Annotated in this window: 27 protein-coding genes and 1 tRNA gene; 12 read left to right on the top strand and 16 right to left on the bottom strand. The window is 69.5% G+C overall.

Annotation, left to right across the window (positions count from 1 at the left end):
* Positions 1-21 precede the first annotated feature (21 nt).
* A complete protein-coding gene (locus BLW09_RS16720) occupies positions 22-957 on the bottom strand; it encodes a carbohydrate ABC transporter permease (protein WP_089915361.1) in 936 nt (311 codons plus the stop codon).
* Entirely contained in the window at positions 957-1,880 is a 924-nt protein-coding gene (locus BLW09_RS16715) for a carbohydrate ABC transporter permease (RefSeq protein ID WP_089915357.1), read from the bottom strand. The genes BLW09_RS16720 and BLW09_RS16715 overlap by 1 nt, the downstream gene beginning before the upstream one ends.
* Before the next feature lie 117 nt (positions 1,881-1,997).
* Between BLW09_RS16715 and BLW09_RS16710 the strand changes: the two genes are divergently transcribed.
* Positions 1,998-3,068 (top strand): LacI family DNA-binding transcriptional regulator, encoded by a 1,071-nt coding sequence (locus BLW09_RS16710; protein ID WP_089915354.1) that lies wholly within the window; start codon positions 1,998-2,000, stop codon positions 3,066-3,068.
* A 1-nt stretch (position 3,069) separates the two neighbouring features.
* Here BLW09_RS16710 and BLW09_RS19105 read toward each other — a convergent pair whose 3' ends face one another.
* Together BLW09_RS19105 and BLW09_RS16705 are read right to left on the bottom strand one after the other, a co-directional pair.
* On the bottom strand, positions 3,070-3,207 hold the full coding sequence (locus tag BLW09_RS19105; protein WP_172824236.1) for a hypothetical protein: 138 nt from the start codon (positions 3,205-3,207) through the stop codon (positions 3,070-3,072).
* 64 nt (positions 3,208-3,271) lie between these two features.
* Positions 3,272-4,360, bottom strand: a complete 1,089-nt coding sequence (locus tag BLW09_RS16705) for a hypothetical protein (RefSeq protein ID WP_089915350.1) — start codon at positions 4,358-4,360, stop codon at positions 3,272-3,274.
* A 271-nt stretch (positions 4,361-4,631) separates the two neighbouring features.
* Between BLW09_RS16705 and BLW09_RS16700 the strand changes: the two genes are divergently transcribed.
* Both BLW09_RS16700 and BLW09_RS16695 read left to right on the top strand, forming a co-directional pair.
* On the top strand, positions 4,632-6,986 hold the full coding sequence (locus BLW09_RS16700; RefSeq protein ID WP_089915347.1) for a M1 family aminopeptidase: 2,355 nt from the start codon (positions 4,632-4,634) through the stop codon (positions 6,984-6,986).
* A 487-nt stretch (positions 6,987-7,473) separates the two neighbouring features.
* The gene (locus tag BLW09_RS16695) at positions 7,474-7,956 is read left to right on the top strand and encodes a hypothetical protein (RefSeq protein WP_157696991.1); all 483 of its coding nucleotides are present in this window, start codon (positions 7,474-7,476) and stop codon (positions 7,954-7,956) included.
* A 394-nt stretch (positions 7,957-8,350) separates the two neighbouring features.
* Here the strand turns inward: BLW09_RS16695 and BLW09_RS16690 are convergent.
* The 3 genes from BLW09_RS16690 to BLW09_RS16680 form a co-directional block, all read right to left on the bottom strand.
* Positions 8,351-8,423, bottom strand: a tRNA-Arg gene (locus tag BLW09_RS16690).
* Positions 8,424-8,451: 28 nt separating this feature from the next.
* Positions 8,452-8,838 carry an MmcQ/YjbR family DNA-binding protein gene (locus tag BLW09_RS16685; RefSeq protein ID WP_089915337.1) on the bottom strand — a complete coding sequence of 129 codons (387 nt, stop codon included), beginning with the start codon at positions 8,836-8,838 and terminating at the stop codon, positions 8,452-8,454.
* 16 nt (positions 8,839-8,854) lie between these two features.
* Positions 8,855-9,634: a dienelactone hydrolase family protein gene (locus BLW09_RS16680; RefSeq protein ID WP_089915334.1), complete on the bottom strand. Its 780-nt coding sequence runs from the start codon at positions 9,632-9,634 to the stop codon at positions 8,855-8,857.
* 170 nt (positions 9,635-9,804) lie between these two features.
* On the opposite strand from BLW09_RS16680, the gene BLW09_RS16675 reads away from it, so the two are divergent.
* A complete protein-coding gene (locus BLW09_RS16675) occupies positions 9,805-10,098 on the top strand; it encodes a GNAT family N-acetyltransferase (protein ID WP_089915332.1) in 294 nt (97 codons plus the stop codon).
* A 51-nt stretch (positions 10,099-10,149) separates the two neighbouring features.
* Positions 10,150-11,106, top strand: coding sequence for a quinone oxidoreductase family protein (locus tag BLW09_RS16670; protein WP_231946916.1), 957 nt, complete (start codon positions 10,150-10,152; stop codon positions 11,104-11,106).
* Between the two features lie 6 nt (positions 11,107-11,112).
* Here BLW09_RS16670 and BLW09_RS16665 read toward each other — a convergent pair whose 3' ends face one another.
* Together BLW09_RS16665 and BLW09_RS16660 are read right to left on the bottom strand one after the other, a co-directional pair.
* The gene (locus tag BLW09_RS16665; protein WP_089915329.1) at positions 11,113-11,478 is read right to left on the bottom strand and encodes a hypothetical protein; all 366 of its coding nucleotides are present in this window, start codon (positions 11,476-11,478) and stop codon (positions 11,113-11,115) included.
* A gap of 62 nt (positions 11,479-11,540) precedes the next feature.
* Positions 11,541-11,765 (bottom strand): hypothetical protein, encoded by a 225-nt coding sequence (locus BLW09_RS16660; RefSeq protein WP_089915326.1) that lies wholly within the window; start codon positions 11,763-11,765, stop codon positions 11,541-11,543.
* 160 nt (positions 11,766-11,925) lie between these two features.
* Between BLW09_RS16660 and BLW09_RS16655 the strand changes: the two genes are divergently transcribed.
* The 6 genes from BLW09_RS16655 (at position 11,926) to BLW09_RS16630 (ending at position 20,063) form a co-directional block, all read left to right on the top strand.
* Entirely contained in the window at positions 11,926-12,936 is a 1,011-nt protein-coding gene (locus tag BLW09_RS16655) for an SDR family NAD(P)-dependent oxidoreductase (RefSeq protein WP_089915323.1), read from the top strand.
* Between the two features lie 49 nt (positions 12,937-12,985).
* Positions 12,986-14,617 carry a RecQ family ATP-dependent DNA helicase gene (locus tag BLW09_RS16650; protein ID WP_089915320.1) on the top strand — a complete coding sequence of 544 codons (1,632 nt, stop codon included), beginning with the start codon at positions 12,986-12,988 and terminating at the stop codon, positions 14,615-14,617.
* A 307-nt stretch (positions 14,618-14,924) separates the two neighbouring features.
* Entirely contained in the window at positions 14,925-15,482 is a 558-nt protein-coding gene (locus BLW09_RS16645; protein ID WP_089915317.1) for a dihydrofolate reductase family protein, read from the top strand.
* Positions 15,483-15,626: 144 nt separating this feature from the next.
* Positions 15,627-17,360 carry an ABC transporter ATP-binding protein gene (locus tag BLW09_RS16640; RefSeq protein WP_089915315.1) on the top strand — a complete coding sequence of 578 codons (1,734 nt, stop codon included), beginning with the start codon at positions 15,627-15,629 and terminating at the stop codon, positions 17,358-17,360.
* Between the two features lies 1 nt (position 17,361).
* Positions 17,362-19,443: an ABC transporter ATP-binding protein gene (locus tag BLW09_RS16635; protein WP_157696990.1), complete on the top strand. Its 2,082-nt coding sequence runs from the start codon at positions 17,362-17,364 to the stop codon at positions 19,441-19,443.
* Between the two features lie 218 nt (positions 19,444-19,661).
* Positions 19,662-20,063, top strand: a complete 402-nt coding sequence (locus BLW09_RS16630; protein ID WP_089915312.1) for a hypothetical protein — start codon at positions 19,662-19,664, stop codon at positions 20,061-20,063.
* A gap of 88 nt (positions 20,064-20,151) precedes the next feature.
* Here BLW09_RS16630 and BLW09_RS16625 read toward each other — a convergent pair whose 3' ends face one another.
* Together BLW09_RS16625 and BLW09_RS16620 are read right to left on the bottom strand one after the other, a co-directional pair.
* Positions 20,152-20,433: a Fe-S cluster assembly protein HesB gene (locus BLW09_RS16625; protein WP_089915309.1), complete on the bottom strand. Its 282-nt coding sequence runs from the start codon at positions 20,431-20,433 to the stop codon at positions 20,152-20,154.
* Positions 20,434-20,536: 103 nt separating this feature from the next.
* Positions 20,537-21,079: a type 1 glutamine amidotransferase domain-containing protein gene (locus BLW09_RS16620; protein ID WP_089915305.1), complete on the bottom strand. Its 543-nt coding sequence runs from the start codon at positions 21,077-21,079 to the stop codon at positions 20,537-20,539.
* A gap of 58 nt (positions 21,080-21,137) precedes the next feature.
* Between BLW09_RS16620 and BLW09_RS16615 the strand changes: the two genes are divergently transcribed.
* Positions 21,138-21,962 carry an aldo/keto reductase gene (locus BLW09_RS16615; protein WP_089915302.1) on the top strand — a complete coding sequence of 275 codons (825 nt, stop codon included), beginning with the start codon at positions 21,138-21,140 and terminating at the stop codon, positions 21,960-21,962.
* A 39-nt stretch (positions 21,963-22,001) separates the two neighbouring features.
* Here BLW09_RS16615 and BLW09_RS16610 read toward each other — a convergent pair whose 3' ends face one another.
* From BLW09_RS16610 to BLW09_RS16590, 5 genes are read right to left on the bottom strand one after another with little or no spacing between them, the layout of a single operon-like run.
* Complete coding sequence (locus BLW09_RS16610) at positions 22,002-22,622, bottom strand: GyrI-like domain-containing protein (RefSeq protein ID WP_089915300.1); 621 nt, start codon at positions 22,620-22,622, stop codon at positions 22,002-22,004.
* A gap of 19 nt (positions 22,623-22,641) precedes the next feature.
* Positions 22,642-24,780, bottom strand: coding sequence for a S9 family peptidase (locus BLW09_RS16605; protein WP_089915297.1), 2,139 nt, complete (start codon positions 24,778-24,780; stop codon positions 22,642-22,644).
* 50 nt (positions 24,781-24,830) lie between these two features.
* Positions 24,831-25,808 carry a zinc-binding dehydrogenase gene (locus BLW09_RS16600; RefSeq protein ID WP_172824358.1) on the bottom strand — a complete coding sequence of 326 codons (978 nt, stop codon included), beginning with the start codon at positions 25,806-25,808 and terminating at the stop codon, positions 24,831-24,833.
* 18 nt (positions 25,809-25,826) lie between these two features.
* Positions 25,827-26,249: an organic hydroperoxide resistance protein gene (locus BLW09_RS16595; protein ID WP_089915291.1), complete on the bottom strand. Its 423-nt coding sequence runs from the start codon at positions 26,247-26,249 to the stop codon at positions 25,827-25,829.
* Positions 26,249-26,722, bottom strand: coding sequence for a MarR family winged helix-turn-helix transcriptional regulator (locus BLW09_RS16590; protein WP_231946914.1), 474 nt, complete (start codon positions 26,720-26,722; stop codon positions 26,249-26,251). Before BLW09_RS16590 ends, BLW09_RS16595 begins: the two co-directional genes overlap by 1 nt.
* Between the last annotated feature and the right edge of the window lie 32 nt (positions 26,723-26,754).

Genomic DNA, 26,754 nt, shown 5'->3' with positions numbered 1-26,754 from the left:
GGATGGATGGGTTGGGTGGGGTTACTGCTTGACGCTTCCGGCGGCCAGGCCCGACTGCCAGTAGCGCTGGAGCACCAGGAACGCGGCCACGATCGGGACGATCGTGATGAGAGATCCGGTGATCACGAGGTTGAAGATCGGCTGGGCGCCGACCCCGGTCGCCTGCGCGCTCCACTGGCTGAGACCCACGGTGAGGGGGTACCAGGTGGGGTCGCTCAGCATGATGAGCGGCAGGAAGTAGTTGTTCCAGGTGGCGACGATCGCGAACAGCGCGACCGTGACGATGCCGGGGGCGAGGAGCCGGAGCGAGATGGTGAAGAAGGTGCGGAACTCGCCCGCCCCGTCCATCCGCGCCGCCTCCAGCAGCTCGGTCGGGATGGCCTCGCTCGCGTAGGTCCAGATGAGGTAGAAGCCGAACGGGCTGATGAGCGAGGGCAGGATGACCGCCCACGGGGTGTTGGTGAGCCCGGCCTGGCTGAACAGCAGGAACGTCGGGACGGCCAGAGCGGTGCCCGGGACGGCGATCGCTCCGAGGACCACGGCGAACACGGCGCGCTTGCCGGGGAAGTTGTACTTGGCCATCCCGTAGCCGGCGACCGTGGCGAGCAGCGTGGCTCCGCCGGCGCCGACGACCACGTAGAGGAGGGTGTTGCCCAGCCACTGCACGAAGATGCCGCCGCGGTAGGTGAACGTGTCGGCGATGTTCTGGAAGAGGTTGAAGTCCTTGCCGAACCAGAGGCCGAACGACGAATAGAGGTCCGGCTGGGTCTTCGTCGCGTTGACGATCAGCCAGATGAGCGGGACGAACGAGTAGATGACGAAGAGCACCATCACGATCGTGAGCAGCGGCGACTTGCGGATGCGGCGGCCGGAGGAGGCGCCGGCCTGGATGCGCGCGGCGGGGCGCGATGGCGCCTTGCGCGGGCGGCTGCTCCTGGTGTCGGTCAGCGTGGCCATCAGCGGGCCTCCTTCCTCGTGCCGCGCAGCTGGACCACGTAGGCGATGACGGCGGTGAGGACGCCCATCACGATCGCGACCGTCGCGGCGTAGTTGAACTGCTGGCCGGCGAACGAGAGGTTGTAGGCGTACATGTTCGGGGTGAAGTAGCTGCTGATCGCGTTGGGCGCCAGCTGCTTGAGCAGGTTCGGCTCGTTGAACAGCTGGAAGCTGCCGATGATCGAGAAGATCGTCGCGATCACGAGCGCGCCGCGGATGGCGGGCAGCTTGATGCTGAACACCGTGCGGAACGCTCCGGCGCCGTCGATCTCGGCCGCCTCGTACAGCTCGGTCGGGATGACGCGCAGCGCCGCGTAGAAGATGAGCATGTTGTAGCCCATGAACTCCCAGGTGACGATGTTGCCGATGGAGGCCAGCACCCACTGCCCGCTGAGCGGCGCGAGCCCGGTCCCGAGCAGCTGGTTGATGCTCGCGGTCAGACCGAACTGGTCGCCGTAGATGAAGCCCCAGATCAGCGCGGCCACCACACCGGGCACGGCGTAGGGGAGGAAGAGCGCGATCCGGAAGAACCCGGCGCCGTGCAGCCGCGCGCTGTCGAGCGCGAGGGCCGCGACCAGCGAGAGGACCAGCATGATCGGCACCTGCACGACGAGGAACAGCGAGACGCGCCCGAGAGACGCCCAGAACTTCTCGTCCTGGAACACGGCGACGTAGTTGCCGAGGCCGACGAACGCGTTGCCGCCGATGAGCTGCTGGCGGAAGAGGCTGAGGTAGATCGCGTAGACCACCGGCGCGATGATCATGGCCGCGAACACGACCATGAAGGGGGCCACGAAGGCCCACCCGCGCCAGTCGCGGCGCGACCGGCGGCCGCGGCGGGGGGTGCCGGGCGCGGTGGCCCGCGTGAGGGACGTCGTTGTCATGTCTTCCCTGGGTTCGAGATCGGTATGCGGATGTTTACGTCAACATCGTGGCGGCTACTCTAACATGTTCACGTCAACATGATGCAAGGTCGTGTTGAATCCCGAGAAGTGGAGACCATGGCAGAGTCGCTGGCCGAATCCCCGTCCGCCCGTGCAGCCGGACGCAAACGCGGTCCGTCGCTGGGCGATGTCGCGGCGCATGCGGGCGTCTCCACGCAGACCGTGTCGCGGGTGGCGAACGGCCTCACCAACGTCGAGGAGACAACGCGTCAGCGCGTCCTCGCCTCGATGCAGGCGCTCGGCTACCGCCCGAACCGCGCGGCGCGGGCGCTGCGGTCCGGCCGCTTCCGCAACATCGGCGTCGTCATGTTCACCCTGTCGTCCTACGGCAACATGCGGACCCTGGATGCGATCGCCGTCTCGGCCGCGACCGCCGGCTACGCGATCACCGTCGTCCCGGTCGAGCGCCCGACCCAGCAGGAGGTGAGCGTCGCGCTCAGCCGGCTGCTGGAGCAGGCGGTCGACGGCATCATCGTCGTGATCGAGGCGCACATCGTCGACCGCGCCGACGTGGAGCTGCCGTCCGGGCTGTCGGTCGTGGTCATCGACTCGACCGAGCGCTCCGACTACCCGCAGGTCGACACCGACCAGGCCGAGGGCGCCCGGCAGGCCACCCAGCACCTGCTCGACCTCGGCCATCGGACGGTGTGGCACATCTCCGGGCCCGGCGACTCGTATTCGGCCGCGCGCCGCGAGGAGTCGTGGCGGCGCACGCTGGAGGAGGCGGGCGCTCCCGTCCCGGAGGTCTTCCGCGGGGACTGGTCGACCGCGGCCGGCTACCGTCACGGTCAGGAGATCGCCGCGCGGCCCGAGATCACGGCCGTGTTCGCGGCCAACGACCAGATGGCGCTCGGCGTGCTCCGCGCGCTGCACGAGGCCGGCCGCCGCGTGCCGGAGGACGTCAGCGTCGTCGGATTCGACGACATGGCGGAGTCGGACTCCTTCTGGCCGCCGCTGACGACCATCCACCAGGAGTTCGAGGCCATCGGCCGCCGCGCGCTCGAACTGCTCATCGCCGAGATCGAGGCGCGTCCAGAGCCGGTGCGCTCCTCGGTGCTGCACACCCGTCTGGTTGTGCGCGCGAGCACGGCACCGCCGCAGGCCGGGCCGGCTGCGCAGGCACCCTGACCTAGTTCGGCTCCTCGTCCGTCTCGAGCGACTCGTCCGCATCCACGAAGTCGTCGTCGGTCTCGGTGGCCTCGGTGGCTGCGGCGGCCTCCGCCTCCGCCAGCTCCTCCGCGTCGTGCTCGTGCCTGTGCCTCGCCATGGTGTCCCCTCTCGACATCTGCATCATAGGAGTCCGCGGTGCGAGCGCATCCTCGACCGTCGCCTCAACGGAACATCATCTTCTCGTACAGGGTGCGTCCCGTGACGTGGTCCGTCAGGTCGTCGAGGGCGATGTCGAGCTCCAGGTCCGCGTTGAAGTCGTAGTACATCGGGTGGTCCCCGGCGTGGAGGGCCTTGGCGATCCCGTGGCGCGGGGTGTGCATGTCGATCGACTCGATCAGAACCGGATTCGTCGCGGTCATCGTGATGGTCCCGCGCTCCGACGCCCACGTCCACTCCATGCGCGTCGGATACGTCTGGTGGCCGGGGCCGTCGACGTCTCCGCTGGTGGCGAGCCGCAGGGGCAGCAGGTCGTCCGTGATGACGCGGTCGGCGGTGGCGAGGTAGAAGGTGGGGATGTTGATCTCCCCGAGACCGAAGAGGCCTTTCGTGGTCATGCGCACGTAGACCACCGTGTAGTCGCCGACGTGGGCGCGGCCCCAGTACCAATGATCGAGGAACGACCCCATGAGGTGGTTGCCCCAGTTGTGGTCGTGGTAGGCGCTGCCCGTGAGCGTGGAGCGCGCGCCATCCTGCACGATCGTCGCCGACACCGTGCCGTACGGCACCGGAACGACCCACGCCAGGAAGTGCGTGCGGGCGGAGTCGAAGTAGTTGATCCCGGCACCCGGACGCCAGGACGGCGCGGCGCGGTCGATCGTCACGTCGGCGGTGATGCCTTCCGCCTCGATGTGGATGTCGTAGCGGTCGAGGTCGCCGCTGACCGTGTTCGGACCGATCCGCACATCGCAGCGATCCGGGGAGGCGCTGAACTCGGCCGCGGGGTAGTGCGGCTCGAGGTGCAGCCGGGTGCCGTCGCTGAGCTGCCGGATGATGAGCACGCTCGGATCGAGGGGACCGGACGGGTCGGTGTGCGGCTTGTTCGAGAACGTGACGACGAGCGTCGAGCCGTCGTCGAACTGGCAGTCGAAGTACCACCACTCGAACGTGCTGTCGGCCGTTGCGGCGGCCCGGTAGCCGTCCTCCCAGCCTTCGACGACCGGACCGAGGCCGAGGGCGGCCATGCCCTCTGCCTGACTGGCGGCCATCTTCTCGCGGACCTCGAGGGTGTCGGGGATGTCGTGCGTCGTCATGCAGCCAGGCTGGCGGACCGCGCTCGGCCGGGCAATAACCGCATGCGGGGGGCGCGAATGGGCGGCCCGAGCCGTTCATGAGAAACGACTCATGTTCGAAACAATCGTTCGCTATGGTCTCTTTCACCGAATGTTCACGCGCACACGCAAAGCCTGTGCGCGAAAGCGAGTCCACTCGCAACGAATCTCCGCCACAAGCGCTCTGCACCTCTGCCACACCTGCGCGTTCGCCGAGCGCGCAGTCGGACGAAGCATCCCTGGAGGATCACCGTTGGAACCCCGGAACATCACACCTCGGAGACGGCTGGCGCGCCCCCTCGCCGCCGTCCTCGCCGCAGCGCTGATCGGCGCGAGCCAGATCGCGCTCAGCACCCCTGCCGCCGCCGCTGACGGCACACCCGGAGCGACGGCGATCGGGGATTCGCTCTTCCGCGGCATCGGGAACGGCGGCTACGACGTGAAGCACTACGACGTGGCGCTCGCGTACAACTCCGACAAGACCATCACCGCCACGACCCTGATCACCGCCACGGCGACTCAGGCGCTCTCCTCGTTCTCCCTCGACTTCGAGGGCCTCACCGTCTCGTCGGTGCTCGTCAACGGGGTCGCCGCGACGTTCAGCCGGACGAGCGATCCGAGCATCAGCTCGTACAAGCTCGTCGTCACGCCGGCGTCGACCGTCACCGGCGACTTCACGGTGGCGGTCGCCTATTCGGGCACCCCGGTCACGCACGAGGATCCCGATGGATCGAGCGAGGGATGGGTCTCCACCTCCGATGGAGCGACCGCCCTCGGCCAGCCGGTCGGCACCATGACCTGGCTCCCGAGCAACAACACCCCCGCCGACAAGGCGACCTACGACATCACCATCGACGCGCCCACGACGATCGATGGCGTCTCCGCTGCCGCCGTCAGCAATGGCGAGCTCGTCGCGAAGACGCCCACCGGAGACGGGAGCCGCACCTCCTGGCACTGGCGGCAGACCCGGCCCATGGCCACCGAGCTGGCCATGATCACCATCGGCAAGTACCTGGTCTACGAGTCGGACATCGCGCTCGCGGTCAGCGGCCGGACCATCCACGAATGGACCTTCGTCGACCCGGCCGTCACGACGGCGAACCAGACGACGATCCAGACGCGCCGTGCCGCACTCCCGGAGATCCTCAACTACCTCGAGTCGAAGTACGGCGCCTATCCGGGCGGGAGCACGGGCTTCGTGGTCGACATCACCTCCCTCGGCTACGCGCTGGAGACCCAGGACCGCCCCTACTTCGAACGCTCCGTCTCATCCGGGACGTTCATCCACGAGCTGGCGCACCAGTGGTTCGGCGACTCCGTGACCCCGGCCGACTGGAACAGCATCTGGCTCAACGAGGGCCCGGCCACGTTCATCCCCACCCAGTACAACCAGGACCACGGCAGCAGTACGACGACCGCCTCGTCGCTGTTCACCACCTGGAACACGACTGCTGCGAGCAGCAGCCGCTGGACCATTCCCTCCGCGGCCATGACCGACCCGGCCGACCTGTTCGACTGGCAGGTCTATACCCGGGGCGCGATGACCTTGGAGGCGCTGCGCCAGTCCGTCGGCCAGACCGTGTTCGACAACATCATGAAGACATGGGTCCAGCGCTACGCAGGTCAGAGCAAGACGACCGAGGACTTCATCGCGCTCGCAGAAGAGCTCTCGGGTCGCGATCTGGGCGCCTTCTTCCAGGACTGGCTGTACGACGCCGACAAGCCCGCATGGCCCTCGACCTGGACGCTCGGCCTGACCTCCGATCCGGCGGGCGGCCAGGTCGTCCCCGGACAGGTGATCACCTACACCCTGACCGCGAACAACACGGGCCAGATCGGACTGACCGGCGCGACCGCGACCGTCGACCTCGCCGACGTCGTCGACGATGCCGCGATCGACACGTCGTCGCTCCCGGCCGGTCTGACGCGTAACGGCACGACCCTGACCTGGACCGTGCCGGACACCGCCACGAGCGGCTCGGCGACCGTCGCCTTCACCGCGGTCGTCGCGAAGACCTCCTCGGGTGGCACGCTCACGGCGACGGCCACGGTGGAGGCCCTGGGCGCGGCCTGCGCGGCCTGTTCCTCGACGCTCACGACCCCGGTCATCCCCACCCCGGACCCGATCACCGAAGCCGACCTGACCGATGCGACCCGCGGTCCGGTCCGCGTGCCGACGACCGCCGTTCCGGGCGGCGTGGTCCACGTGACCATCGTGGGCGGGGCGCACGAGGGCGAGACGGTCACTCCCGTGCTCTTCTCGACACCCCGGCCGCTCGCTGCGGCCGTCGTCTCCGGAGGTGCCGTGTCGGTCACCATCCCGGCGGACGCCGCACTGGGTGCGCACAAGCTCGCGATCGTCGATGCCCAGGGCGGGCTGATCGGCTGGGGCGCTCTGACCCTGGTCGCCGCCGCGGGTTCTCCCGACCCGCAGGGCGGTCCGGCAGCCACCGGCTCCGGCGCACTCGCCAGCACCGGTTCGTCGGTCACGCTGCCGCTCGGCATCGCCTCCGGTGTGCTCCTGGCCGGCGTCGCGGCCCTGCTGCTGGCCGTGTGGCGTCGCCGCCGGGCGACCAGAATCGCGATCGAGGGCCCGTCCCAGGACTAGCCCGGACGAAGACGAAGGGCCGCCCGGCCGAACGACCGGGCGGCCCTTCGTCGCTTAAACGCAGAAGCCGCGCTTGAGCCAGTATGGAAAGTTCTCACCGAATGGGCACCGCATGTGCGGATCTGATGTGACGTCCCGGCGCGCTAGTTGCGGCAGGCTCGGGCGGAAGCCGAGTCAAGTGGGGGGACGTCTACTGCTTGAGCTCGCTTTGGTGCAAGACCGGCGCGGCATCGCGATGCACTAAGACAAGACCGCCCGAAGCTACCATCCCGCCCTCTGTCTCGCGGCAATGCTCGACTGGGCGACGGGAGTCGATCGGAGCTGGTCTGACAAGCGCGGAGAAGCTTGACGCCGAGGATGCGCGGATCGTGTCCAAAAGTCCACTTGAGACGGGGCCTACCTCGGAAGTCGCGGAATGGCGTGCTTCTCCAGAACGGGAACGTCTTCCTACTGCATCAGCGTCGAATCTGCGCCATGATTGTGTCCCATGGTCGCCGACTCAACAGCTTCAGCTGGCCTGCGACCGCTGCAGAACGCCGTAACGATGTGGGCCGTCGGTTTCGATGGCTCTGCTTCCTCTGTCCTGGCGGCGGCGAACGCCCTCGCGGATGGCTTCGACAGCCCCGCACTGCGCGAGATGGCCGGACTGCCGCTAGAGACGTCGTGGTGGGTTTCCGAGGACCTCGTGCGAGAAGCATTCGCCGAACTGGACCTCGACTTTCCAGACGCCAGTTCTCCTGCGACGAAATTAGTTGCGCTCCGGGTGATGTGCCAACGCTTTTTGGAGGCTGAAATTGGGGCGGAGCAATTGACCGAGTGGGCGCACTCCGTCATCGGTCACGAGTTTCCCGACGAACAAGCGGAGAAGTTCGTGTTGCTGGATGATACCGACGACTACATGCCCGAACGCCCGGCGGACTGGGCCCCGCGAGTGCGAAGCGCCGCTGAGGCATTCATCGCGCGGGACTGACGCGACAGATCGCGTCATCGATGCCTGGTTGGATGGCGAGCGATGGCTGCGCACAGCGGCGACGATAGTGCTTGGCCCGACCGAAGATATGCGTGAGCAGATTTGGAAGCTCGTCTGTAGACAGTCGTTGAGAGTCACGATGGATCTGTATTCGCACGTGATGCCGAGCGCACTGCTCGATGCCTCGCGGACGATCGATCTGGCGCTGGGCAACGATGAATCCGAGGCGAGGTGATGGCCGTAGCCACTGGCCTCGTCCGGGCGGGTTGCTGTCACGGTTCCGGTCAAACGCGCTTCAAAGCCGCCGGATCCCGCGTCTGGAGGCAAAGCAAAAGCCCCACTGTTCCGGCGTTTTGCCTGTTCAGCGGGGCTCTTGTTACTGTCTCAACCAGTGTGCGCCACGAGGGATTCGAACCCCCAACCTTCTGATCCGTAGTCAGATGCTCTATCCGTTGAGCTAGTGGCGCATGACCCGCACGCGGACCGGATACGAGCTTACATGACGGCATCCAAGACCGCCAATTGGCGGCGCAGGGCGACCTGCCGGTACGACGTCTCGATCAGTTCGGAGGTCTCGGACCAGTCCTGCGCGTCGCGGTCGAGGTCGATGGCCAGCCAGCCGCTCGGCCCCCAGTATTTGGGGACGAACACCCGCGGGTCCTCGCGCCAGGCCGGCGCCTCCGCCGGATCGGGCTTGAACACCAGGGTGTCCGGACGGTCCATCGACGCGCCGAGCACGGCGAACGCGCGGCCTTTCTCCCCGGCCTTCCACGACGGCCGGCCGTGGTTCAGCGTCTCGACCGCCTCGGGAAGCCGCAGGCTCAGCGCACGGATGCGCTCCACGAGCACATCGCCATCGTCGAAGAGCAGGGGATGCTCCATCAGCCGGCCCCTCCGCTCACCGGAACACCTCGTCGAGGAAGCAGACGAGCTCCCGCCAGCTCCGCGCATCCGCGAGCGGGCGGTAGCGGTCGGTGCCCGGGATGGTGAACGCGTGGGGCGCCCCGGAGTACGTTGTCACCTGCCAGTCGACGTGCGGGGCGCCGCGCAGCTCCTGCTGGAACGCGACCACCGCCTCGTCGGGCACGACCGGGTCGTCTCCGCCGGTCAGCACCAGCAGGGATGCGGCGATCTGTGCCGCATCGGACGGGTCGTGCGCGATCAGGCCGCCGTGGAACGAGACGACCCCGCGGGCCGGGGCCCCGGTGCGCGCGAACTCCAGCGCCGCCGTCCCGCCGAAGCAGTAGCCGATCACGGCCAGGCGCGCGGGGTCGACAGCCGGATGCTGCTGCAGCCAGCCGAAGCCGGCGGCGACGCGTGCGCGGAGGAGCGCCAGGTCGTTGTAGTACTTCCCTGCCTCCGCGGGGGCCGCGTCTCCCGCGGGACGCACGCCGGCCCCGTAGAGGTCGGCGGCGAAGGCCACGTACCCGGAGCGCGCCAGCATCTGGGCGCGCATCCGCACGTTGTCGCCGACCCCGTGCCAGTCGTGCAGCACGAGCACCGCCGGGCGCCGCTCGTCCGCCTGGACATCGCGCGCGAGGTAGCCCTCGAGGGGAGTCCCCTCATGGTCGTACGGCACCGTCTCGGCCTCGATGACCGAGTACTCGCCGATCGGGACCTGCTCGAGCAGTGTCTGGAAGGCGGGGGCGAGAGCGGGCGACGGTGTGTCGTTCGTCACAGGGCGGCTCCTGGGTCGTCACGTCACGCGGACGGCAGGCGCCGTCGGCGGCCGGGTCTGCTGTGACGTGGTCGCGGGATGCGCGCGGGAGCCTTCGGTGCGGGTCGGGTTCCCACAGGTTCACACTACCGCGGGTTCCCCCGGGGCACGACGGACGTACGATGGGCCACATGGCCACGGAGTTCAGCGATCAGACGGATGCGAGCCGCTACGCGATGCACGTCGACGGCGAGCTGGTCGGCGTTCTCGACTACCGCATCCTCGGCGACTCCATCTCGCTGACGCGGGCCTTCACCGTGCCGCACCACCGCGGAAAGGGGTACGCGGCCCAGCTCGTCGAGTACGCGGTCGGCGAGATCGAGAAAGGCGGCACGCTGCGGATCGTGCCGATGTGCTGGTACGTGGCCGACTGGTTCGAGGCGCACCCGGACCGCACTGCGCTGCTGCAGCGCCGAGCGGGCTGACCCCCGATGACCGGGGAGGGCTCGGCAGATCCCTCGCGTCTCGTCGCGCGGGTGTCGCGGTTCGGTGATCCGACGGCCATGGTGCTCGCGCGGGAGCCCGTGCGGCCCCCGCGGGGCAACGAGGTCGTCGTGCGGGTGACGCACGCCTCCCTGGGGGCGACGGATGTGCTGGCCCGCCGCGGCGGGTACGTGCTGCAGCCGGCTCCCGGCTTCATCACCGGGTACGACTTCGTCGGCGAACTCGTCACCGAATCGGCCGTGTCGGTCGCCCTCGGGCTGCGCGTCGGCTCCCGGGTGGTCGCCGCGCTTCCCCGGATGGGCGCCCACGCGACGTTCGTGACGGTCGCTCCGACGCTGCTCGTCGCGCTTCCCCCGACCCTCGATCCGGGTGCAGCCGCGGTGCTGCCGCTCGACGGGGTGACCGCCGCCCACGCTCTCGACCTCGCCGGCCCGGGCCGCAGCATCCTGGTGCAGGGCGCGTCCGGGGCGGTCGGCATGCTCGCCTCCCAGCTGGCCCTGCGCTCCGGCCGGACCGTCGTGGGCACGGCGTCCGCGCGCAGCGCCGACGCGATCGGCGACCTCGGCATCCCGCTGATCGACTACTCCGCTCCCGACTGGCCCGCCCGTGTCCGGGAGGCGGCGGAGGGACCGGTGGATGCGGCGATCGACCACACCGGCTCTCCGCGGGTCCGCGAGACGCTGGCGCCGGAGGGGGTGCTCGTCCGCACGGCCTTCGCCGGGCGCCCGGGTCACGAACGCGCCGACGCCGTCCGCGGGTTCGCGCGCGCCGCGCGCAACCGGTCGGAGCGGATCTGCGGCGCGCCGCTGTTCATCGCGACCCGCCGCACGGCGTATCGCCGCCTGCTCGCGTCGCTCCTCGCCGACGTGGCGGACGGCGGCCTGCGCACGGCGGAGCCGACCCTGTTCCCGCTCGCGGAGGTCTGGGAGGCGCAGCGTGCCGCCGAGTCCGCGCCGCCGGGGCGCAAGGTCGTCCTCACGATGGTCTGACCGGCGTCAGAAGGCGAACATCTGCCCCAGCACGACCACGGCGATGATGAAGAGGACGACGATCCCGCCGATGGTGACGACCGCCCGGGCGGACAGGCGCGCGATCCCGAACCCGACGAGGAACGGCAGAGCCAGACATCCGAGAGCGAGCACCCACCAGAAGGCCGCGTAGCCCGACGCCGATGCCGACTCCAGGCGCCCGCCGAACAGCTTCTGCGTCGTGGGATGTGTCGCGAACGCGATGCAGGCCGACAGCGGATACGCGATCAGCACCGCGGTGATGAGTCCGGCGAACGCCCCCCAGAGTCCCCGTTTGTCACCCAGCTGGAGCGTCTCCTCGTGGTGCGGCCCTTGGCGGCTCTTCGTGCTCATGGCGCACAGCATAGCCAGCGGCCGGGCCGCCGGGAACGCAGCAGGCCGGCGCTCGTCCGTCGTCAGAAGTCGTCGTCGGAGCCGATGACGACCGGTACGCACTCGGAGAAGCGGTAGCGGATCAGCTCCGGCCAGAGCGTCGCATCGCAGAGGTCGAACACATCCATCACGGCGGCGCCCCCGATGTGCGAGGGCAGATGCAGCTCGAAGGGCGGCTCGCTTGTGCGCTCGAACTCGATCTCGAAGGCGACATCGTCGCGCTCCAGCACGGCGAGCACGGTCTCCATGGTGGCCTCCTCCGACGGATGGATCGTGTGCTCCCACCGTTACGCCCGGTCGCCGCCGTGGCAAGCCCCGACATGAAGCGGATGCGGAGAACCGCTGGCAGCATCTTTTCTGGCACTCCGTGTCATAATCAGCTCACACTCCGACGAGGAAGGGACGACGATGACCGAATCGAAGCCGCTGACGGCGCACAGCACCATCGGCGAATGGCTGGATCACCCGGAGGGCGCTCCGCTCATCCAGGGGCTCCTCGCTCAGGCGGGAGTCGGCGAGGAGATGCTCGCGCCGGTGCGCGGCCTGCCGCTCCAGCAGTTGGTGGCGCTCAGCCAGGGCCAGCTGCCGCAGTCCGTCGTCGACGATCTGGTGCTGCAGGCCAACGGCGGCGTCATGCCGGAGGACGTGGAGACCGGTTGGGTCGAGAAGGTCACCCCCGGCCGCTTCGACGGCCGCACGGTGATCGTCACCGGCGCAGCGTCGGGCATCGGTAGGGCGACCGCCTCCCGCATCGCCAGGGAAGGCGGACGGGTGATCGCGGTGGACATCTCCGCGGAGCGTCTGGACGACCTCGCCGCCGGATTCCCCGCCGGCACGGTGACCACCGTGGTCGGCGACATCACGAAGCAGGACGACATCGACGCCATCGTCGCCGCCGCCGGCGACCGCATCGACGCGCTGGCCAACATCGCCGGGGTCAACGACGACTTCTCGCCGGCGCACGAGACCTCCGACGCCGTGTGGGAGCGAACCATCGGCATCAACCTGACCGGCGGGTTCAAGCTGACCCGCGCCGTGCTCCCCGCGATGCTGCAGGCCGGCGCCGGCTCGATCGTGAACGTGGCCTCGGAGGCCGGTCTCCGCGGGAACGCCTCCGGCACCGCATACACCGTTTCCAAGCACGGCGTCGTCGGCCTCACCCGCAGCACCGCGTTCATGTACGGTCCGCAGGGCATCCGCGTCAACGCCGTCGCTCCGGGGGGAGTGGCCACCGGCATCCCGATGCCTGCGCACCCGTCGGAGGCGGGGACCGCCCGTCTCACCCCGTTCCAGCAGCAGATCCCCACCATCGCGACGGCCGAGCAGCTGGCGGCGTCGATCACGTTCCTGCTCAGCGACGACGGCGTCAACATCAATGGCGCCGTGCTGCCGAGCGACGGCGGGTGGTCGGTCCAGTAGCAGGGATCCCGGGTACACCCGGTGACCGCGACCGGATACCGTTTCTGCTGTGTCGCGCATTCAGGAAGTCGCCCGGGAGTCCTTCGGCTGGGAGCAGCTGCGCCCGCGCTTGGCGGAGGCCATGGAGGTGCTCCTCGACGGGGGCGATGTGCTCGCCGTGATGCCGACCGGTTACGGGAAGTCGTCGCTGTATCAGGTGACCGGCACCATCCTCGACGGCGTGACGATCGTCGTGTCTCCGCTGATCTCCCTGCAGGAGGATCAGGTGCGTTCGCTCAGCGAGGCGACGGGGGTTCCGCGCGCGGTCGCCATCAACTCCTCCGCCGGGCAGCGTGAGCGCGAGCGCGACTGGGAGGCGCTGACGTCGGGGGAGGCGGGCTTCGCCTTCCTCGCTCCCGAGCAGCTCGCGAACCCGGAGGTGCGGGAGCGGCTCCGCGGCATCGACGTCTCGCTGTTCGCGGTGGACGAGGCGCACTGCGTGTCCTCCTGGGGTCACGACTTCCGGCCCGACTACCTGCTGCTCGGCGGCGTCATCGACGAGCTGGGGCATCCACCGGTCGTCGCGATGACCGCGACGGGAGCACCGCCCGTGCGCACGGAGATCGGCGAACGGCTCGGCCTCCGCCGCCCTCGGTTGGTCGCGACCGGCTTCGACCGGCCGAACCTGCGGCTGGAGGTCGTGCGCCACGAGGAGGATGCGGCGAAGCGCGCGGCCGTCGTCGCGCAGGTGCGCCGGTCGGAGGGCTCCGGACTGGTCTACGTCTCGACCCGCACGGACGCCGAGCAGTACGCCGAAGAGCTCCTAGAGGCCGGCATTCCGGCAGCGGCATATCATGCGGGCCTGCGTCGCGCCGAGCGCGAGGACGTCTACGAGCGCTTCATGGACGGCCGCGCCCGCGTGGTCACCGCGACCAGCGCCTTCGGCATGGGCATCGACAAGCACGACGTGCGCTCGGTCGTGCACGCCTCGGTGACCGACTCCCTCGACAGCTACTACCAGGAGGCGGGACGCGCCGGGCGCGACGGCCGGCCGGCGCTGGTCACCCTCCACTACCGCCCGGAGGACTTCGCTCTCACCCGGTTCTTCTCCGGCGGCGGCCCGGACGCCGACGAGCTCGCGCGCGTCTTCGAGGCCATCGCCCGCGAACCGGGCATCACCCGGGTCGAGCTCGCGGAACGCGTCGAGATCAGCGTGCGGTCCCTCGGCCGCCTGCTGGGCCTGCTGCGGGATGCCGGTGTGCTATCCGGGAGCGACGACGACCTGCGCGCGGAACGCCTCGACCCCGGCACGGCCGCAGCGAAGGCGGTCGCCGAAGCCGCATCCCGGCAGCGCATCGAGCACTCCAGGGCGCAGCTCATGCAGGAATATGCCGAGACCGGAATGTGCCGCAGGCAGTTCCTCCTCGGCTACTTCGGCGAGGAGCTGCCCGAGCCGTGCGGCAACTGCGACACCTGCTCGTCCGGCAGTGCGAAGCGCTGGGCGGAGGAGCACGACGCCAGCCGCGAGGAGGCGTTCCCGCTGGCCGCACGGGTTCGGCACGAGACGTGGGGCCCTGGCGTCGTGATGCACACCGACGCAGACCGCCTCACCGTGTTCTTCGACGAGGAGGGCTACAAGGTCCTATCGCTCTCGGCCGTCACGGACGGCGGCTTGCTCGAGGTGCTCGGCCCCGTGGCCTGAGCCTCGGCCCTCGGCCCTCCGCCCTGACCTAGGCCCTGCCATCGCTCCGGACCTGGGCCCAACCCGCCTCGAATAGAGGCACACCGATTCCGCGATCCCGCGTCACGAATTCGGGACAGCTCGCGTCTTCATGTGTGAAGGGTTCGGGCGAACGGGTCGGACCCCTTCAGGCGATGTGGCGGGGAGTACGGGAACTGTCCCGCCACATCGCCCCCCATCACCGTCGAAACCGATGATCGGGTGCGCCGCGGACCGTTCCGCAAACAGGCGTCGCCCCCTATGCTGTTCCGGGGGAAAGGGGAGTCTGATGGGCGCGATCGCAGTGCACGAGTTCGTGTCGCTGGACGGCGTGTTCGAGGATCCGAGCTGGACGTCCGAGTTCGGGTTCGATCCCGAGATGGGCGACGACATCGGCCGTATCACGCGGGCGTCGGACGCGATCCTCCTCGGCCGGCGCACGTTCGAGATGTTCGCGCCCGCCTGGTCTGCTCGCACCGCAGCGGACGATCCGGGTGCGCCCTTCTTCAACGACAGCCCGAAGGGCGTCGTGAGCTCCACGCTCGACGACCAGGCGGCGGAGCGCACCTGGCGCAACTCGCGGTCGCTCGGGGCATACGACGCTGGGCGCATCCGCGCCTTCGCCGACGAGTACAGCGGCGGCGTCTACATCAGCGGCTCCGGCTCGCTGGTGCGTGCGCTGCTGGCGGACGGACTCGTCGACTCCCTCCATTTGTTCGTCTACCCGGTGATCCGCGGAACGGGCGCACGCCTGTTCCCGGAAGGAAGCGCTCCCGCTAAGCTGCGGCTGCGTCACCACGACGCCTACGACAACGGCGTCCTCCACCTCCACTACACGGCCGCCTGACGCGGTCCGAGGGCGACCGTCCGCATCGCGGTCGCCGGACGGCCTCGCAATTGAGGCCGCTCATCGTCCGCAATCGCCGTTAGCCTCGTTCGTGGCGGGGCTGCTCCGCCACCACATCCACACACAGCACACCCGGGAATCACTGTGACTCTGCTTCGTCTCTCACTCCGCTTCGTGCGCCCCTACTGGCGCGCGGTGACCGCGGTCGTGGTCCTTCAGCTCGTCGCGACCATGGCCGCCCTCTACCTACCGACCCTCAACGCCCAGATCATCGACAAGGGCGTCGTCACCGGCGACACCGACTTCATTTGGCGCACCGGCGGCATGATGCTGGTCGTCTGCTTCATCCAGGTGCTCGCCGCCGTGACGGCCACCTACTTCGGCGCGCGCGCCTCGATGTCCGCCGGCAAAGACATCCGGCGCACCTTCTACCGCACGGTGGATGCGCTGCCCTCGCTCGACCTCGCCCGCTGGGGCATGCCGACCCTCATCACCCGCAACACGAACGACGTGCAGCAGGTGCAGATGCTCCTGCTGATGACGTTCAACTTCATGGTCTCCACCCCGATCATGTGCATCGCCGGCATCATCTTCGCGGTGCAGGTCGACGCCGGCCTGTCCTGGCTGATCTGGGTGTCCGTCGCTGTGCTGTTCGTCGTGGTCGGCGTCCTCGTGTCGCTGCTTCTGCCGATGTTCCGCATCATGCAGGAGCGCATCGACGGCGTGAACGGCGTCATCCGCGAGCAGATCGTCGGCATCCGCGTCATCCGCGCCTTCGTCCGCGAACGCTTCGAGACCAAACGGTACGACGACGCCAACGCCGCCCTCACCCGCATCTCGGTCAAGGTCGGCAACGTGTTCGTGCTGATGTTCCCGATCATCATGCTCATCCTCAACGCGGCGACCGTGGCGGTGCTCTGGTTCGGAGGTCACCGCGTCGACGCCGGAGACATCCAGATCGGCGCGCTGACCGCCTTCCTCCAGTACCTCCTGCAGATCCTCGTCGCCGTCATGATGGGCGTCTTCATGGCCATGATGATCCCGCGCGCCATGGTCTGCGCCGAGCGCATCGAAGAGGTGCTCAGCGCGAAGCCCAGCACGGCGCAGGCGGCCGTCGACGCCGCCGAGGTCCCGGCGGACGGCCGGGTCGAGGTGCAGGATGTCACCTTCGGCTACCCGGGCGCCGAGAAGCCCGTGCTCAGTGACGTCACGTTCACGGCCGAGCCGGGCAAGGTCACCGCGATCGTCGGATCGACCGGCTCCGGAAAGACCACGCTGGTCTCGGTCATCGCCAACCTGTTCACCCCGCAGAGCGGGCACGTCCGCATCGGCGGCGTCGCCGTCGACGCGCTCACCCGCACGCAGATCGCCGGGGTGCTCGGGCTCGTGCCCCAGCGGCCGTACCTCTTCTCCGGCACGATCGCATCCAACCTGCGCTTCGGGCGTCCGGATGCGACCGACGACGAGCTCTGGGAGGCGCTGCGCGTCGCCCAGGCGGAGGACTTCGTGCGCGCCAAGGAGCACGGCCTGGACGAGCGGATCTCCCAGGGCGGCACCAACGTCTCCGGCGGCCAGCGCCAGCGGCTCTGCATCGCCCGCGCGCTCGTCGCGCAGCCCAAGGTGTACCTCTTCGACGACTCGTTCTCGGCCCTCGACGTCGCGACCGACGCCCGCCTCCGGCGCGCGCTCGCCGAATCCATCGGGGACGCCGCGATGATCGTCGTCGCGCAGCGCGTCTCCACGATCCGCGAAGCCGACACGATCATCGTCATGGACGACGGACGGGTGGTAGGACGCGGCACCCACGACGACCTGCTGGAGACCAACGAGACGTACCGCCAGATCGTCGAGTCGCAGCTGAGCCTGGAGGTGGCCTGAGATGGCACGGACCACAGACCGCAAGAAGCGCGGCGGACGCCCCGACGAGGGGCAGAACCCGACGGCGAAGGACATCGTCCTCGACGAGCTCGAGGAGGAGTACGACTTCACGCCGACCGAGGCCGACGGCGACATGTTCGGCGGAGCGCCGGCGAAGAAGGCCGAGAACTTCTGGCCGTCGTTCAAGCGGCTCATGGGCCTCCTCAAGCCGGAGTGGCTCGGGATGGCCTGGGTCACCCTGCTCACGGTGGTGTCGGTCGTGCTCGTCGTCATCGCGCCGAAGATCCTCGGCGATGCCACCAACGTCATCTTCCGGGGCGTGATCTCGTCGCAGCTGCCCCCGGGCGTTCCCGTGGACCAGGTGATCCAGCAGCTGCGCGCCAGCGGGCAGGGTCAGCTGGCCGACGTGATCGCCGGCTCGGGCGTGACCACAGGCGAGGGCATCGACTTCACGGAGCTCGGACGCCTCCTGCTCATCGTGCTCGGGATGTACCTGGTCGCCTCCCTGCTGCAGTGGTGGCAGGGCTACCTGCTGAACGCGCTCGTGATGCGGGTGGTCTACGGGCTGCGCAAGGACGTGGAGGCGAAGCTCAACCGGCTGCCGCTCAGCTACTTCGACACCCGGCAGCGCGGCGACCTCATGTCGCGCGTGACCAACGACGTCGACAACATCCAGACGGCCCTGCAGCAGGCGTTCTCGCAGCTGATCCAGTCTGTGCTGATGGTGATCGGCATCGGGATCATGATGTTCATCGTGTCGTGGCAGCTCGCCCTGATCGCGCTCATCTCCATCCCGCTCTCCGGCGTGATCGCCGGTGTGATCGGGTCGCGCTCGCAGAAGCTGTTCACCGCGCAGTGGGCCTCCACCGGCGCGCTCAACGGCCACATCGAGGAGTCGTACTCCGGTCTCGACCTGGTGCGCGCCTTCGGTCGCGACGAGGTCATGCTGGCAGAGTTCGACGCCCGCAACGCGAAGCTGCACAAGGCGCAGGTGGGCGCCCAGTTCGTCTCCGGCAGCATCATGCCGGCGATGAACTTCGTCTCCTACCTCTCCTACGTGCTCATCGCGGTCGTCGGCGGACTCAAGGTCGCCGCCGGCCAGCTGACCATCGGCGACGCCACCGCGTTCATCCAGTACTCCCGGGAGTTCTCGCAGCCGATCGGGCAGATCGCGGGCATGGCCAACATGCTGCAGTCGGGTGTGGCTTCGGCCGAGCGCACGTTCGAGTTCCTCGACTCGGAGGAGCAGCTGCCCGAGACGCCGACCCAGCACCTCCCGGAGCGTGCCGACGGCCGGGTGGAGCTCGACAAGGTCGACTTCTCGTACGACCCGACGACGCCGCTCATCCAAGACCTGTCGCTCAGCGTGCAGCCGGGCAGCACCGTCGCGATCGTCGGTCCGACCGGGGCGGGCAAGACCACCCTCGTCAACCTGATCATGCGGTTCTACGAGCTGAACAGCGGCACCATCCGGCTCGACGGCATCGACACCACCCAGCTGTCGCGGGACGAACTCCGCGGCCAGGTCGGGATGGTGCTGCAGGACGCGTGGCTGTTCTCCGGCACGATCCGAGAGAACATCCGGTACGGGCGCCTCGAGGCGACCGACGACGAGGTGATCGAGGCGGCGAAGGCCACCATGGTCGACCGCTTCGTCCGTCAGCTGCCCGACGGCTACGACACGGTCATCGACGCGGAGGGCGGCAACGTCTCGGCCGGTGAGCGCCAGCTCATCACCATCGCCCGGGCGTTCATCGCCAACCCGTCGCTGCTCATCCTCGACGAGGCGACGTCGTCGGTCGACACCCGGACCGAGCTGCTCGTGCAGCACGCGATGGCGGCGCTGCGCACCGACCGGACCTCGTTCGTCATCGCACACCGCCTGTCCACCATCCGCGACGCGCACACCATCCTCGTGATGGAGCACGGCCGGATCGTGGAGCAGGGCGACCACGCGACCCTCCTCGAACGGCGCGGCGCCTACTACGACCTGTACATGACGCAGTTCCGCGGCGACGACGCGGAGGCCGAGGCCGACCAGCAGGGCGCGCCCGGCGTGGCAGAAGAGGTCGCAGCACCGTAGGGGTGGCGCGCGGACCGCCGAGTGGGGTTGAGGCGGTCCGCACGCCAGCCACCAGTGAACAACCGCCGCGGCACCGGGTCACTCTCGTTGACACCGGTGCCGAGGCGTGCGGCTAGACCGAACCGTGCAGGGGTCGCAGCCGAGAGGGACGTCCTACACCCTTTTGCTAGGCATGTGAACGAGTTGTCCCGCGGTTTCCGACGCCGTAGAACGGGAGCATGACGAAAGACGAGCGCGCCTCCCTGCCTCCCGGGCCCGACTTCTCCTACGGCGGGTACACGGTGCGGCTGGAGCCCGAGCACGGGCGGACGGGACGCTGGCGCGTCATCGACGACGAGAGCTACTACGGGCTGGTCGCGGCGGCCGAGCCGCTCCGCGGGGAGCCGGAGGTCCACTTCGCCGCGCACTTCCCGGGCGAGGAGGACATCCCGCCCATGAAGATCGTGCCGCTGTGGACGCTCGCGGTGGAGTTCCTGCTGGATGCGGGCAAAGGCGAGGCGCTATGGGGCCTCCCCGACGACCGCACGGCGCCGCATCCCATCGTCGCCGACGAGCTCGCGCCACCGACCGGCCCGGTCGAGACGCAGGATGCCGCCCGCGCGGAGGAGCCCTCGCCGTAGCGGCGGCCGGGGGCGACGATGGAAGCGCCGGGACGCACGAGAGGCCCGGAGTCATGCGACTCCGGGCCTCTCGTCGATCGTGCTCCGGCTACGCGGAGACTCCGATCGCGAAGCTGACGGCGCCCTGGTCGTCGACCTGGGCGTCGAGCACCTTGTCGTCGAGGACCTCGGCTGCCTGCGTCTCGAGGAAGATGCGGGCCCCGCCCGACTCGACCACCTGGTCCGAAGCCTCCGGCTCCGGGGTGACCGCGGCGGCGAACGCCGTGGCGTCGGGGTTGCTGCTGCTGATGCGCAGACCCGCGGACTCGTCCGGGGACTGGTCGGTCAGCGTCTTCACGATGGTGCTGGCGTTCTCGGTGAGGGTGAGCATGTGCTCTCCTTCCTATCGATGGTCCAGGAGTCGCCTACGTTCCCGCGGCCTCCCGCCGATCGCAACCGGCTTGGAGGCCATTGCCAGGGAACGTTCACGGTCTCTACTCGAAGGCCTTCACGAGCTCGCGGTCGAACGCGTCGAGGTCGTCGGGCTTGCGCGACGAGACGAGCGTGAACGGTCCGTCGTCGACCACGACCTCCTGGTCGACCCAGGTTGCTCCCGCGTTGCGGTAATCGGTCTGCAGGCTCGGCCAGCTGGTCAGCGTCCGGCCGCCCACGACGCCCGCTTCGATCAGCACCCAGCCGCCGTGGCAGATCACCGCGATGGGCTTGCCGGCCGCCGCGAAGTCCTTCACCAGCGACACCGCCTCGGGAAACGTCCGGACCTGGTCGCCGTTGGCGACACCGCCGGGGAGCACGAGGGCGTCGAACTGGTCGGCGCTCGCCGAGGCGAGGGTCACATCCACGGGGAAGGTGTCGGCCGGGGTCAGGTGATTGAAGGCCTGCACCTCGCCCTCCTCCTTCGACACCAGCTGAGGGGTGCCGCCGGCATCGGTCACCGCCTTCCACGGTTGCACCAGCTCGGCCTGCTCGATGCCCTCCGGACCCACCAGGAACGCGATCGTCTTGTTCGTCAGTGCCATGTTGCTTGTCCCCTTCCGTCCCCACACCTGTACGCCGAGGGCACGGCAGAATGAACCCATGGCGAGCATCCCGCAGCTGACTCTCAACGACGGCAACACCATCCCGCAGCTGGGCTTCGGCGTCTACAAGATCCCGGAGGCCGAGACGGCGGAGGCGGTGGTGACGGCGCTGGAGGCGGGCTACCGCCACATCGACACGGCAGCGTTCTACGAGAACGAGCGCGGTGTCGGGGAGGGGGTGCGGAGGAGCGGGCTCGACCGGTCCGACGTGTTCGTCACCAGCAAGGTGTGGTGGACGGACAACGGGTACGACTCGACTCTGCGGTCGTTCGACGCCAGTCTCGAGCGGCTCGGCTTCGACACGATCGACCTCTTCCTCATCCACTGGCCTGCCCCGCGCAGCGACCGGTATGTGGAGACGTGGCGGGCCTTGGAGCGCGTGCGCGCGGAGGGCCGCGCCCGCTCGATCGGGGTGGCGAACTTCCACACGCACCACCTCGACCGGCTGGCGCGGGAGACCGACACGGTGCCCGCGGTGAACCAGGTGGAGCTGCACCCCTGGCTGCCGCAGGCCGAGGTGCGGGCGTACGACGCGGCGCACGGGATCGTGACCGAGGCGTGGTCGCCGCTGGCGCGCGGGCGCGTGCTCGGCGACCCGACACTGGATGCGCTCGCCGCGAAGCACGGGGTGACCCCGGCGCAGGTGGTGATCCGGTGGCAGCTGCAGCTGGGCAACGTGGTCATCCCGAAGTCGACATCGCCGGAGCGCATCCGGTCGAACATCGACGTCTTCGGCTTCGAGCTGGACGCGGACGATCTGGCCGCCATCGCCACGCTGGAGTCCGGGGAGCGCACCGGCAAGGACCCCGACGACCTGGGCTGAGCCAGGCGGCGGCCGGCCGCGTCCTCCGATCGAGCGCGCCTACACCGCGGCCCGCGTGACCGGCTGCCGCAGGATGGTCCGCAGCCTCTCCGGCGCGGTCCGCCGGGCGTCGCTCAGGTAGATCTCGTGGTGGCGGCCGGTCATCGTGAGCCCCGATTCCGGGATGAACACATCGTGCAGCTCCGCCAGCACCGGCGCCTCGTCGTCGTAGGAGCCGACGTGCAGGGTCTGCACGCACAGCCCCTCGTCCAGGGTCTCCACGCGCAGCGCGCCCAGCGCCGGGGCGCCGCCGCGACTCCTCACCGCTACGTGTGCCTGCTCGACGTGGTCGTCGGTGATCCAGTCGGGGATGAGGTTCAGCGCGGTCCAGTCCCACTGCGATTTGTCCCGTGCCGTGGTGAAGGACGCCATGTCCTCGGCCCACCACAGCGCCTCCAACGGCATGACCGTGTAGTCGCGGTCGAGCTCTCTCTTGCTGAGGAACTTCAGCGCGTAGGCGAGCGGGAAGATCGTCTGCAGCGCGTCGCGATACTGCTCCGACGTGTTGGGATCCCCGTGGCCGTCGATCATCAGGTAGCGGAGGGGCGGCACGGTCACCAGCTCGAAGCGTCCGCGCCGCGGGGCGTAGAGGCCCAGCTCCTTCTTCAGATCGATCTTCACGGCATCTCCCGTCGTACCGTCACTCGCCCGACGGATGCGCCCCGACGACGTCGAGGAGCCACGCGAGGGCGAACGCCCGCTCGCGCCAGGCGGCGTACCGCCCGGAAACCCCGCCGTGACCGGCCGCCATCTCGATCTTGAGCAGCGGGTCCGCATCCGCTTCGCGCAGCTTCGCCACCCACTTCGCCGGCTCGACGTAGAGCACCCGGGTGTCGTTGAGGCTCGTGATCGCGAGGATGCGCGGGTAGTGCGTCGCGTGCACGTTCTCGAGCGGCGAGTACGACTTCATGTAGTCGTAGACCTCGGGGTCGTGCAGCGGGTCGCCCCACTCGTCCCACTCGATCACGGTGAGCGGGAGGGACGGGTCGAGGATGCTGGTCAGCGGATCGACGAACGGCACCTCGGCGAGGATGCCGGCGAAGTCGCGCGGCGCCAGGTTCGCCACGGCGCCCATGAGCAGCCCTCCGGCGCTGCCGCCCTGGGCGGCCAGGCGCGACGGCTCCGTCCATCCCCGGTCGACCAGGTGGCGGGCGGCCGCGATGAAGTCGGTGAAGGTGTTCTTCTTGTGCAGCTTCTTGCCGTTCTCGTACCAGAGCCGGCCCAGCTCGCCGCCCCCGCGCACGTGCGCGATGGCGAAAACGACGCCGCGGTCGAGCAGGCTGAGGCGCGGGATGCTGAACGACGGGTCCATGCTGGCCTCGTACGACCCGTAGCCGTACAGCACCAGCGGAGCCGGCTCGCCGGGCGTCACCAGGTCGCGGCGGTACACGAGCGAGATCGGCACGCGCGCGCCGTCCGGCGCGGTCGCCCACTCCCGGCGCTGCTCGAAGAGCGAGGCGTCGAACGTTCCGAGCACCGGCTGCTGTTTGCGGAGCGCGAGCTCCCCGGTGCGCACGTCGTAGTCGTACACGGTCGACGGGGTGACGAAGCTGCCGTAGCCGAGGCGCAGGAAGGGCTGGGTCCACTCCGGGTTGCCGCCGACGCCGACGGTGAAGAGCTCCTCGTCGAAGTGCAGCTCGTGCGGAGTGTCGTCGGCCGGCTTCCCGCTCTGCGGGTCGGGCACGCAGGCGACGGCGACCCGCGTCATCCCCTCGCGGCGGTACTCGACGCTGACGAAGTCGCGGAACGCATCCACGCCCTCGATGCGCACGGCCGGATCGTGGGCGAGGAGGACCCGGCGGGGTCCCTGCGGGTCGTCCGCCGAGACGCTGACGAGCTCGAAGTTGATCGCGCCGTCGTTGTGCACGATGAGGAGGCGGTCGTGTCCGCCGACGATGGCGTGCTCGACGTCGTACTCGACGCCCTCCTTCCGGGGCCAGACCACGCGGAACTCGCCGGTCGGGTCGTCCGAGCGCAGCAGCCAGGCCTCGCTGGTGATGTTCGACCCTGCCTCGATGACGAGGAACCGCCTGCTCCGGGTGAGGCCGACGCCGATCCAGTAGCGCTCGTCCGGCTCGTGGAAGACCTGCGTGTCACCGGCGTCCGGTGCGTCGCCGACCCGGTGCCGCCAGACGGTGTCGGGGCGCCAGGACTCGTCGACCGTCGTGTAGAAGATGTAGGCGCCGGTCTGGTCGAAGAGCGCGCCGCCCGCGGTTCCCTCGATCTCGTCGGGGAAGGTCGCGCCGTCGTCGATGAGGGAGCGGACGCGGAGCGTGTAGCGCTCGTCGCCCTCGGTGTCGACGGCCCAGAGCAGGCGCGTCCCGTCGGCGCTCACATCGAAGCTGCCGAGCGCGTAGAAGTCGTGGCCCTCGGCCTCCGCGTTGTCGTCGAGCAGGATCTGCTCGCCCGGAAGGCCGTTGCGCTGGGCCGCCTCGTCGAGCGTCGGCGGCACCCAGTCGTCGGCCGACGCGATGGGGGCACGGCAGTGGATGCCGTACTGCTTGCCCTCGACCGTGCGGGTGTAATACCACCAGTCGCCCTCGCGGACGGGAACGCTCAGATCGGTCTCGCGGGTGCGCGCCTTGATCTCGTCGAAGATCTGCTCGCGCAGCAGCGCGAGGTGCTCGGTGCGGGCGTTGGTGTACGCGTTCTCCTCGTGGAGGTGCGCGATGACGGCCTGATCGTCCTTCTCGCGCAGCCACTCGTAGTCGTCGACGTAGACGTCGCCGTGGTGGATGCGTTCGACGGGCTTCTTGGGCGTGACCGGCGGGGTGAGCATGTGCCCAGGCTATCGGGCGGTGCCCACCCCGGACCCGGTCGCGGCCCAGGTCACGGACGCAGCAGCACCTTGCCGACGCGTCCGGCCTCGCCGCTCGCGGCCACGGCCCCGGCGATGTCGTCCAGGCCGTGGATGCCGGCGACCGGCAGGGTCAGCGTGCCGTCCTGCAGGCGGGCGAACAGCTCCTGGAACAGCCGGCCGCGCTGGTCGGCCGGCATCTCGCGGCTGACGACGCTTCCCCAGAATCCCTTGACGGTGACCTGCTTGAAGATGATGTCGCCGGACGCCAGCTCGAGCGTCGGGGACGCCATGGCGCCGAACACGACGAGGGTGCCGTTCTCGGCGAGCGTGGAGAGCACATCTCCCGCCGCCGAACCGCCGACGGAGTCGACGCCCGCGGTGATCGGGGCGCCTCCGGTGATCTCGGCGAGCCGGTCGCGCCAGTCCGCGCCGTCGGTGGCGACGACCCGCTCGATGCCCTGGGCGCGCAGCTCCTCCACGCCGGCGGACCGGCGGACGAGGCCGACGACGTTGAGCCCGCGTGCGGCGCCGAGCTGGGCGACCATCCGGCCGACCGCGCCGTTCGCCGCGTTCTGGATGAGCCAGTCGCCCTCGCTCAGACCGAGCGACTCGAGCAGGCTGATCGCGCTGAACGGCATCGACACCAGCTGGGCGGCGGACTCGTCGGGGAGACCGTCGGGGACGGGGATGAGCCCGGCCGCGCGGGTGACGAAGTACTCGGCCCAGACGCCGAACGTGCCGCCGGTGACGACCCGCTGGCCGACCGTGAGCTGCTCGACGCCCTCGCCGACCGCATCCACGACGCCCAGCGCCTCGGTGCCGGCCTGAGCGGGAAGCCCGGGCTTGAAGCCGTACGTGCCGCGCACCGTCCACAGGTCGTGGTTGTGGATGGGCGAGAGCAGCATCCGCACACGGACTTCGCCGGCGCCCGGCTGGGGGAGGGGGCGGTCTTCGACCGCGAGCACCTCGGCCGGGTCGCCGAACTCGTGGTGGACCAGAGCGCGCATCGTGGTGTCGGTCACGGCTCAGTCCTCCGAGACCGTGATGGTGACGTCGATGTTGCCGCGCGTGGCGTTGGAGTACGGGCACACCTGGTGCGCCGCGTCCGCGAGGGCCTGCGCCTGCTCGGCCTCGATCCCCGGGAGGACGACCTCGAGCAGCACGGCGAGCTGGTAGCCGCCCTCGCCGTTCGGGCCGATCTCGACGCGGCCTCCGACCGACGAGCCGTCGAGCTTCACCTTCTGGCCGCGGGCCACCGCCTGCAGCGCCGAGTGGAAGCACGCCGCGTATCCGGCGGCGAAAAGCTGCTCGGGGTTGGTGCCTGCTCCCGAGCCGCCCATCTCCTTCGGAACGGCGAGGTCGAGGGCGAAGGTGCCGTCGCTGGTGGCGACGCGGCCGTCGCGGCCCGCGCCGGTCGACAGGGCTTCTGCGGTGTAGAGGACGTTCATCAGTGCCTTTCGGAGGGTGTTCGGTTGTCCGCGGGGACCGGCGGCTGCGCCGCAGCGTGCATGGTCTCCGTGAGCCGGTGGAGGGTGTCGATGAGGGCGCCGGCCGCCTGCTGGTCCGGGAGGCCGGTGCCTGCCGCGATCCGGGCGGGGATGTGGGCGAGCTCGGAGCGCAGCTCTCGGCCGCGGTCGCCGAGCGTGACCGTCACCACCCGCTCGTCGCCGGGGCGGCGCTCGCGCCGGACGAGGCCGGACTGCTCCATCCGCCGCAGCAGCGGGGACAGCGTCCCGGAGTCGAGCTGCAGGTGGTCGCCGAGCGTCCCGACCGTCTGCTCGCCCTCGACCCAGAGGGTGATGAGGACGAGGTACTGCGGGTAGGTGAGCCCCCACGGCTCGAGGAGCGTACGGTACGCCTGCGTTGTGGCACGCGTGGCGGCGTAGAGCGAGAAGCACACCATCTCATCGGTCACCGGCATGCGGCAATCATTGCACGCAATTCAATTGCGCA

The organism is Leifsonia sp. 21MFCrub1.1 (assembly GCF_900107895.1).
Lineage (GTDB): Bacteria > Actinomycetota > Actinomycetes > Actinomycetales > Microbacteriaceae > Leifsonia > Leifsonia soli.
Note: the sequence above shows the minus strand (reverse complement) of the source record. Positions and strands in the feature narration are given on the sequence as shown.